A 9207-nucleotide genomic window follows, 5' to 3' on the forward strand; every position below is an offset into this window, starting at 1 on the left:
ATCACCCCAAGTGGGTTGAAGTACTCCTCCTAAGTATACTTGGACGGTATTCTTGTGATTTCTTAAATGGGATTGACCTTGAGTTCCCTGCCTTGCTTAGTCTATACTCTAAGCGTTGGGACATATATACAGTTAAGGGGTTAGACTGGTTGAAGGTCTAATTTTCCCTCTAGGAGGTTATTTCAGGCATTGCAGCCTTATTTGACTCCTAAACGTCTCGCACATATGAGAGTATGATAACATATTTTAGCAATCAATAGCCATAAAATTTATGTTGTGGAAACCCATTGAAGATTTGCCATCCAACTGGCAAGATTTAGCTAGTAGTGAACTGCCACCTTTAGTCACCGTTTGGAACGAGCAAGCCGATCGCCTGCGTCAATCGGGAGAGTTTCAAACCTTTAGCGAAAAGCTGCGGCGGGAAATCGCCATTGAAACCGGAATTATTGAGCGTTTATACACCATAGATCGCGGCATCACTCGTTTGTTAATTGAACAGGGAATTAATGAAGCATTAATCCCTCACGGCTCTACAGATATTCCAGTTAAACAGGTCGTTTCGCTCATTAAAGATCAAGAGGCTGCCATTGAGGGATTATTTAATTTTGTTGGGGGTCAAAGAAATCTATCTACTTCTTATATCAAGGAGTTACATCAAGTTTTAACCCAGAGTCAGGAAAGCACAGAAGCCTTAAACCCACAGGGAAAAATCTTTAGGGTTCCCTTAATTAAAGGCGACTGGAAACGTCAACCCAATAACCCCCTCCGACCAGATGGCACAATTCACGAGTATTGTCCGCCGGAACAAGTAGCATCGGAAATGGATCTATTAATCACCTTACATCATCAACATCAAGAACAAAAAGTTCCCCCAGAAATTGAGGCGGCTTGGTTGCATCATCGATTTACCCAAATCCACCCTTTTCAAGATGGAAATGGTCGGGTTGCTCGTTGTTTAGCCAGTTTAGTTTGCATCCAAGCGAGTTGGTTTCCTTTAGTGATAACCCGGGACGATCGCTCCGTTTATATTGCCGCTTTGGAACAGGCAGATAGCGGTGATTTATCGAGTTTAATTAATCTTTTTGCTAAGAGTCAAAAGCAAGCATTTTTAAGAAGTCTTGGTTTGTCAGAACAAGTTTTATCAGAGACTAGAAGGACTCAAGTTATTGTCTCGGCTATTGCTGATAAATTGAAACAAAATCAGTTGGCTTCAGTCCAGGATAAATGTCAAAAAGCCGAAAGTTTCGCTACCATCTTATTTGATATTGCTTCTCAGCGATTCCAAGAAATTGCCGAGGACATTAAACTATCTGTTCAGAATATATTAACTGATGCCGCCGTTTTTACAATTGCAGCCCCAGTGGGCGACTCTCGATATTATTATCATCGCTATCAAGTGGTTGAAACTGCCAAACAATTAGGATATTTTGCCAACCTGCGGAACTATCATACTTGGATTCAATTGGTAATTAATATAGAAGCATCTATAACAGTTCTTCTTTCTTTTCATGTTCTCGGACATGAACACCGGGGGTTACTAATTTGTAGCGCCTGTGCTTATCATCGAGATCATGGTGAAGAAGGAGAACCAACTATTAGCGATCTTCAGCCTTTAACTGATTCTCCATTTCAATTTTCCTATGCTGATGAGCAAGAAAATTTAGTTCCCCGTTTCCATCAGTGGCTAGAAAATGTGATTTTCACTGGGTTAGAGTATTGGAACAAAAGCATTTAAAATTATTTTAAATAACCCCTTCCTGGATAGAACAAAATGCAAACAAATTGGCTAAGTTATAGTCTGATAACTTAGAAAAACCCGATTATTGCCCCTCCCGCCAATTATGAAAATGAACCCATGCACTCCTGATGCAATCAATGTTGCCCTGGTTGCTCTACTTTTAGCCTACTGCATAATCGCTCATTTCTCGCATAAAAGGCGGGTAAAATCCTAGCACAATATCTTGCTTGGGGACACCCAAGTTGACTAAATCTTCCGCCACATCATGCTCCGTTGAATTGCAAAAAATCCAAATTTTCTCATGGCGGATATCTAAATGGATGACACCCTGATGAATCCATCGCTGATGGTGCCAACCAAAATGGACAATTTGATAATGATTTCGTTGGGTATCAAAAATAGTCTCAACCTCAATCTCCTAATATGCTGGCTTACTTTGGGCATATTCAATCAACAATTCTTGCACAAATGGAAACTCCCCAGGAATTAGACACAGGGGGAACTCCAAAATACACAAGTTATGCTATAATTAGTTCCCAAACATGAACCTGAGTTGGGTAGGCTGGCTATGATATTTATTAACCCCAAAACCGGCTACGCTTTTAAAAAAATCTTTGGTTCGCCACAAAGCAAGAACATCTTAATCAGTTTTCTCAATGGTTTGGTCTATGAGGGAAATTCCACTATTGAATACTTGGAAATCATTAAGCCGAATTTGCCCCCGCAACTGGAAGGGTTAAAAGATACCTATCTCGATGTTAAAGCGCGCTTGAATGACGGCACATTGGTGATTATTCAAATTCAGGTTTTGAATGTGCAGTTTTCTGGGAAGCGGGTTTTATTTAATGCGGCGAAAACTTATGCGTTTCAACTGGAACGGAGACGACAAGCATATCGAGACCTAAAACCTGTGATTGCTTTAACCTTGACCGACTTTGATATGTTCCCCGGACAAAATCAATTGATTTCCCGGTTTGTCTATCGCGAGAAGTCTGAGGGCTGGTACTACCCAGATAATGGGATGGAGTTAGTCTTTGTGGAATTGCCGAAGTTTACCAAAGAACTCAACGAACTGGAAACCCTGACGGATAAATGGATTTATTTTATGAAGTATGCCCGATCGCTCTCTTCTATTCCTGAAAATATGGATGATATCCCCGAACTCAATCAAGCCTTTGAAATTGCTAATCAAGCTGGATTAACCCTAGAGGAATTGGAAGAGTTAGAGCGGCGGGAAATGTTTATTTATGACCAACAAGGCGCGATCGCATTGGGACTACAACAAGGGCGACAACAAGGGCGAGAAGAAGGGCGAGAAGAAGCCAAACGTGAGACGGCTCGCAATTTATTGGGTCAACTGAATGATGAGACGATCGCCCAAGCTACTGGATTAAGTTTAGAGGAAATTGCCACTTTACGGGAAGAGAGGTCTAGTGATTAGCTAAAGTTGAGAAAGAACCCCCAGTCTTTTGGATTTGTGACCATGAATGCTGTTGAAATCGAGGAAGCAGTTTCCCAACTCGCGGAAGCACCTTTTGACCCCGAAGCCTTCCCCTATAGCTTCCTGGAAGCCTTTGGGAATAAGGCGACCACCATCAAGCGCCTGAAAAGCGATCGCCACAGCACCAATCAATCGGACTTACCCGGTGGGGTACTTCAGCGCCACAATATCCATTTAAAAGTCTGCCCAGAGGGGGAAGTCACCGCCACCTTAACAGCCTTGCGCGAGAGTCCCGCCACCACTCGCTACAAAGTCAAGTTTATTCTCGCCACGGACGGCAAAAGTTTTGAGGCGGAAAGTTTGGTCGATGGGGAGACTGTCGCCTGTGATTACCCGGACTTTTCCGACCATTTCGGCTTTTTCCTGCCTTTGGCGGGGATTACCACCGTGCGGCAAATCCGCGAGAATGCCTTTGATATCAAAGCAACAGGTCGCCTCAATCGGCTGTATGTGGAGTTACTCAAGCTGAATCCAGACTGGGATAAAGCCGAAGGTCGCGAGAAGTTTAACCATTTCATGGCGCGGCTGATTTTCTGCTTTTTTGCCGAAGATACCAACATTTTCCACAGTGAGAAGTTATTTACAAATGCGATCGCCCAGATGAGTGCGGCCGATGCTGCCAATACCGATGAGGTGCTATCGGAGCTATTTCGGGCGATGGCGACCCCCCACAACCAGCGAGAAGCGGCTGGGATTCGCAATTGGGCGAATGTGTTTCCTTATGTGAATGGGGGGCTATTTGGCCCTCATCCCCTAACCCCTTCTCCCAAACCGGGAGAAGGGGGACAAGAAACTCTTACTCCCCTCTCCTCCTCTGGGAGAGGGGCTGGGGGTGAGGGCGCTCTGAATTTCTCTCATCCCCTAACCCCTTCTGTCCAACCGGGAGAAGGGGGACAAGAAACTCTTACTCCCCTCTCCTCCTCTGGGAGAGGGGCTGGGGGTGAGGGCGAGATGAATTTCTCTCATCCCCTAACCCCTTCTCCCAAACCGGGAGAAGGGGGACAAGAAACTCTTACTCCCCTCTCCTCCTCTGGGAGAGGGGCTGGGGGTGAGGGCAAATACTGGGAAGTTCCCCCTGCCCTGAAAAAGAAAATGACTGAAGTTGCCCGTCAATTTCGCAAAGAACCCACTCCCAGTGAACATATCCTTTGGCAAGGCCTGCGTGGACGCAAACTAGAAGGACGGAAATTTAGACGACAACAGCCGATTGGAGTCTTCATTGTTGATTTCTTCTGTGGTGCAGAACGGCTAATTGTGGAAGTCGATGGGGGTATTCATAAATCGCAGCAAGAGGCAGACCAACAACGACAGGAATTGCTGGAGTCATTAGGCTTGAGGGTAATTCGCTTATCTAGTGAGTTAGTTGAAACGAATTTAGATGAGGCATTAGCTGTTATCCGTCAAGCGTTTGGCCCTCATCCCCTAACCCCTTCTCCCAAACCGGGAGAAGGGGGACAAGAAACTCTTACTCCCCTCTCCTCCTCTGGGAGAGGGGCTGGGGGTGAGGGCGTTCCCCGTTTTAACAAAATTGCCCGGTCTTATTTGCTCCATGTCGGGAATTTGGACTGGAAAAAAATCAACCCCGATATTTTTGGCTCGATGATTCAGGCGGTGGCTGATGAGGAGGAGCGCGGCGCTTTGGGGATGCACTATACCAGTGTTCCCAATATCCTCAAGGTGCTTAATCCCTTGTTTTTGGATGATTTGCGATCGCAGTTGGATGCCGCTGGGGAGAATCGCCGCAAGTTGTTGAATTTGCGCCAACGCCTCGCCAAAATTCGCGTCTTTGACCCCGCTTGTGGGTCCGGGAATTTTCTCGTCATTGCTTATAAGGAAATGCGGAAAATTGAGGCGGAAATTAACCGTCGGCGGGGGGAACCGGAGCGCCCTTCTCAGATTCCCTTGACCAATTTTCGGGGCATAGAAATTCGCCATTTTGCCGCAGAAATTGCCCGGTTAGCCTTGATTATTGCTGAGTATCAGTGTGATGTGTTGCATCGCGGGCAGATGTTGGCGTTGGCCGATTTTTTGCCCCTGAAAAATGATAATTGGATTACCTGTGGGAATGCCTTGCGCTTGGATTGGTTGAGTCTTTGTCCGCCCACGGGAACGGGGGTAAAGGTGCAGCGTCAAGATTTGGATTTGTGGGGGGAAACCCAAGACGAGGCGGAGATTGATTTTCAAAATGAGGGCGGAGAAACTTATATTTGTGGGAATCCGCCTTACAAAGGGAGTAATTGGCGCACGAAAGAACAAACAGAAGATATAGGTTTATTATTTGCTTCTAAAATAAAAATATGGAAGCCTCTTGATTATGTTTGTGGTTGGTTCATAAAAGCATCAGAGTATAGCAAGGTTACACCGACAGCAAGCGCGTTTGTGGCAACCAATTCAATTTGTCAAGGAGTACAAGCTTCTATTCTATGGCCACTCATTTATGAAAGTGGTCAAGAAATTTCTTTTGCTCATACGTCTTTTAAATGGGCTAACCTAGCGAGTCATAATGCAGGAGTTTCTGTTGTTATAGTTGGTTTCTGCAATCCTCCAATTAAAAACCGTAAACTTTATGAGATTGATAAGGATAGTGTAGTCAGCTTAAGAACTGTTGAAAATATCAATGCTTATCTTCTTAACGCGCAAAGTGTCTTTGTGGAAAGCACAAAAGTCCCTGTCGGTCTTGATTCTGTAATTACTGATGGAAGTGGTGCATTAGACGGTGGACATTTAATACTTAATCGAAACCAAAGAGACGAAATAATTAAAGCTAATAGTGGAAGATTCGCAAAATATATCCTTCCATATTTAGGTTCTGGAGAATTCATCAAAGGAAACCTGCGATGGTGTCTGTGGATTGAAGATGAGAACCTAAGTGAGGCTCTGGAAAATGCAGAAATATACAAGCGAGTCGATCAAGTTAGAAAATATCGTGAAAATTCTGGGACGAGAGCACAGACAGCAATTTCTCGTCCACATAAATTTGCTTGGATTAATAAGCGTAATTCACATCAAATTATTGTCCCAACAGTTTTTTCCGAAAGGCGCGATTATATTACTGCTGGATACTTGGATGAAAGCTATGTAATCAACAACGCTGCCAGCATAATTCAAGAGCCAAGTCTTTACATTCTTGCAATCATTTCCTCGACGTTACACTTATCTTGGGTAAGGGCTGTATCTGGAAAACTTGAAGATAGGATTAGATACACATCTTCTACTTGCTATAACACCTTTCCAGTCCCAACTCTCACGGAACAAAACAAGGCTGACCTCAACCGTTGCGCCGAAGATATCCTATTAGCGAGAGAACATTATTTCCCCGCGACAATTGCCGATATGTACGACCCCAAACGGATGGATATTGAATTCCCCCTAGTGCGGGAAGCGCACGATCGCAACGATGAAATTATCGAGCGAATTTACATCGGTCGTCGCTTCAAAAACGACACCGAACGCCTGGAAAAACTGTTTGATTTATATACAAAAATGACCAGCCAACCCACCCCAGCCCAAAAGTCTGCCAAACGGAAAACCAAGTCATAAAGCGATCGGGGATAATATAACAAATCCAACCCAATCCAACCAACTGACTGCCTAAAAACTATGACAGCCGCCGAAAAACTCAATCAACTGATTCAAACCCTTCCAGAAAACCAAATCCCAGAAGTCCAGGACTTCGCCGAATTTCTCCAGCAAAAACAACTCACCTCCATTCATCCTATTCCCTCTGGCACTCTGACTGGACTCCGAGGCATCGCCAAACGTCCCGAACCCGCCCCCAGTGATGATGAACTGCAAGTGCAACCCAACATCAACCGTAGGTTGGGTGCAACCCAACATCAAAGGTAGGTTGGGTGCAACCCAACATCAAAGGTAGGTTGGGTGCAACCCAACATCAACCGTAGTATGTAGGCGAGATTCCCCCGTAGTCGCCGTGGGCCGTCGCTTGTACCCCCGCGCCCCTACTGTTGCCTGGTTCATAGGAAACAGTATGATTAACAAACAGCAAAGACTTGACTTTGTGCGACAATGTGGAGATAATAATAGGGGTGAGTTTGAAGGCGATCGCGATGGAAATCCAACGGGTCATCCTCACAAATTTTGGGCTATTTAAAAATCTGGAAATTTCCTTAGCACCCACCCAGCAAAACCCCAGCAATATCACCGTATTCGTGGGCAAAAATGGCGCGGGTAAATCCTCCATTCTCACCGCTTTAGCCACCTCTCTTAGCTGGTTCACTGCTCGTTTACGCACGGAAAAAGGCAGTGGCAACCCTATCCCAGAAAATTCTATACTTAATTCCGCTAATTTTGCCAGCATTGAAATCGAGGTTTATGATAATAATCATCCCTCAGAAAATGCCGACATCAGCAATATTAATCATCAGTTTAAATGGACTTTAGCCAAAGCCCAAAAAGGGCGAAAATCCCCCTATAATAGTAACCTAAACGACTGCACTCGTTTGGCTAATATTTATCGTGATGATCTCAGCGATAATGACCAAACAAGCCTACCTCTAATTGCCTTTTATCCGGTGGAGCGCGTCGTGCTGGATATGCCCCTAAAAATTAGGACTAAGCACAGCTTTAAGCAATTAGATGGCTACGATAACGCCTTAAATCAGGGTGTAGACTTTCGCCGTTTTTTTGAATGGTTTAGAGAAAGAGAAGATACTGAGAATGAATCAGCAATTCCTCAAGACTTTTGGAACGAAATCATACCTCTCTTACAAACCGATTCAACGGTATGGGAGCAATTGCAGCAACTAAATGCCTCCGCTAAAGATAGGCAATTAACGGCAGTTCGCACCGCCATTAGCCGATTTATGCCGGATATGGACAACCTGAGAGTCCGTCGCAAACCTCGTCTCTATATGGCGATCGACAAAAACGGTGAAACCCTAAATGTCGCCCAACTTTCACAAGGCGAAAAATCTCTGATGGCTCTAGTTGGTGATATTGCTCGCCGTCTAGCTATGCTGAACCCCGCCCTAGAAAATCCTTTAAAAGGTGATGGTATCGTTTTGATTGATGAAGTCGATTTGCATTTACATCCCTCGTGGCAGCGTAGTTTTTGCGATCGCCTCATCGACACTTTTCCTAACTGTCAATTTGTGCTAACAACCCATTCACCTCTTATCATCAGCGACTGTCAAAATATCTTGGTTTACACCTTAAACAATGGTGAATTGCAACAATTGCCTTCCCAGTATGGGCAAGATGCTAATACGGTTTTACTAGATGTCATGGATACCAGTATCCGTAATGAGACCATTGATACTGAACTGAACAATCTGCTAGATGCCATACAAAACGCCAACCTAACCGAGGCTGAACAATTGCTTTCACAATTAACTGAGAAATTGCACGCCAATCATTTAGAATTGATGAAAGCCAAACTCCTGATCAATAAACAAAAATCACGTCATGCGAAAGATTCATAAAGGCTCCGAGCCACCTAATTTGACAGCATGGAAAAAGAAAAATCCTCACATCAACCGTAGGTTGGGTGCAACCCAACATCAACCGTAGGTTGGGTGCAACCCAACATCAACCGTAGGTTAGGTGCAACCCAACATCAACCGTAGGTTAGGTGCAACCCAACATCAACCGTAGGTTAGGTGCAACCCAACATCAACATCAACATCAACCGTAGGTTGGGTGCAACCCAACACCAAACCCCCACCACATAGGGACTGAGCCGATGTGATCACAATCACAACTAACCCAGAGTAACGATCGCATTTAGGTTGTTATGGCTATCATGCGATCGCCTTTGCAAATTCACAGAGTAGCCGGACTTTTATCACTGCCAACCTCAGTCAAATCTCCGATGATAGTAACCATCAACCTATTCGAGCTATCAAATCTCAATAGCTCATCTATCGTAGTATCTGATACATTTACGCGGCATTTTTCCGGTTGTTCCCGGACAATGCAACGATAGCACTATTACCCGTTAAGGTAACAG

General features: G+C 44.6%; 7 protein-coding genes and 1 pseudogene. 6 read left to right on the plus strand and 2 right to left on the minus strand.

Going from position 1 to position 9207, the window contains the following annotated elements:
* Nucleotides 1-271: 271 nt before the first annotated feature.
* Nucleotides 272-1735 carry a Fic family protein gene (locus ACTIE0_RS20865; protein WP_006625075.1) on the plus strand — a complete coding sequence of 488 codons (1464 nt, stop codon included), beginning with the start codon at nucleotides 272-274 and terminating at the stop codon, nucleotides 1733-1735.
* 163 nt (nucleotides 1736-1898) lie between these two features.
* Here ACTIE0_RS20865 and ACTIE0_RS20870 read toward each other — a convergent pair whose 3' ends face one another.
* Nucleotides 1899-2153 (minus strand): XisI protein, encoded by a 255-nt coding sequence (locus ACTIE0_RS20870; protein WP_228116600.1) that lies wholly within the window; start codon nucleotides 2151-2153, stop codon nucleotides 1899-1901.
* Between the two features lie 153 nt (nucleotides 2154-2306).
* Between ACTIE0_RS20870 and ACTIE0_RS20875 the strand changes: the two genes are divergently transcribed.
* The 5 genes from ACTIE0_RS20875 to ACTIE0_RS20895 all read left to right on the plus strand — a co-directional run bounded on the left by ACTIE0_RS20875 (nucleotide 2307) and on the right by ACTIE0_RS20895 (nucleotide 8680).
* Nucleotides 2307-3179, plus strand: a complete 873-nt coding sequence (locus tag ACTIE0_RS20875; protein WP_006625072.1) for an Rpn family recombination-promoting nuclease/putative transposase — start codon at nucleotides 2307-2309, stop codon at nucleotides 3177-3179.
* Nucleotides 3180-3221: 42 nt separating this feature from the next.
* A complete protein-coding gene (locus tag ACTIE0_RS20880; protein ID WP_439516969.1) occupies nucleotides 3222-6779 on the plus strand; it encodes a DNA methyltransferase in 3558 nt (1185 codons plus the stop codon).
* A 60-nt stretch (nucleotides 6780-6839) separates the two neighbouring features.
* Nucleotides 6840-7085, plus strand: coding sequence for a DUF2281 domain-containing protein (locus ACTIE0_RS20885; protein WP_006668774.1), 246 nt, complete (start codon nucleotides 6840-6842; stop codon nucleotides 7083-7085).
* A 142-nt stretch (nucleotides 7086-7227) separates the two neighbouring features.
* Nucleotides 7228-7350: a hypothetical protein gene (locus tag ACTIE0_RS20890; protein WP_006668773.1), complete on the plus strand. Its 123-nt coding sequence runs from the start codon at nucleotides 7228-7230 to the stop codon at nucleotides 7348-7350.
* Entirely contained in the window at nucleotides 7307-8680 is a 1374-nt protein-coding gene (locus ACTIE0_RS20895) for an AAA family ATPase (protein WP_006668772.1), read from the plus strand. Before ACTIE0_RS20890 ends, ACTIE0_RS20895 begins: the two co-directional genes overlap by 44 nt.
* A 459-nt stretch (nucleotides 8681-9139) precedes the next feature.
* Here the strand turns inward: ACTIE0_RS20895 and ACTIE0_RS20900 are convergent.
* Nucleotides 9140-9207 (minus strand): annotated as a pseudogene (locus tag ACTIE0_RS20900) (zinc ribbon domain-containing protein); the annotation flags it as partial.

It is taken from the genome of Limnospira sp. (assembly GCF_051859755.1).
GTDB classification, from domain to species: domain Bacteria; phylum Cyanobacteriota; class Cyanobacteriia; order Cyanobacteriales; family Microcoleaceae; genus Limnospira; species Limnospira fusiformis.

Bases quoted from the DNA above. Each gene is read 5' to 3' on its own strand.
- ACTIE0_RS20875 (WP_006625072.1), top strand. From the start codon at position 2,307: ATGATATTTATTAACCCCAAAACCGGCTACGCTTTTAAAAAAATCTTT.
- ACTIE0_RS20880 (WP_439516969.1), top strand. From the start codon at position 3,222: ATGAATGCTGTTGAAATCGAGGAAGCAGTTTCCCAACTCGCGGAAGCA.
- ACTIE0_RS20890 (WP_006668773.1), top strand. From the start codon at position 7,228: ATGATTAACAAACAGCAAAGACTTGACTTTGTGCGACAATGTGGAGAT.
- ACTIE0_RS20865 (WP_006625075.1), top strand. From the start codon at position 272: ATGTTGTGGAAACCCATTGAAGATTTGCCATCCAACTGGCAAGATTTA.
- ACTIE0_RS20895 (WP_006668772.1), top strand. From the start codon at position 7,307: ATGGAAATCCAACGGGTCATCCTCACAAATTTTGGGCTATTTAAAAAT.
- ACTIE0_RS20885 (WP_006668774.1), top strand. From the start codon at position 6,840: ATGACAGCCGCCGAAAAACTCAATCAACTGATTCAAACCCTTCCAGAA.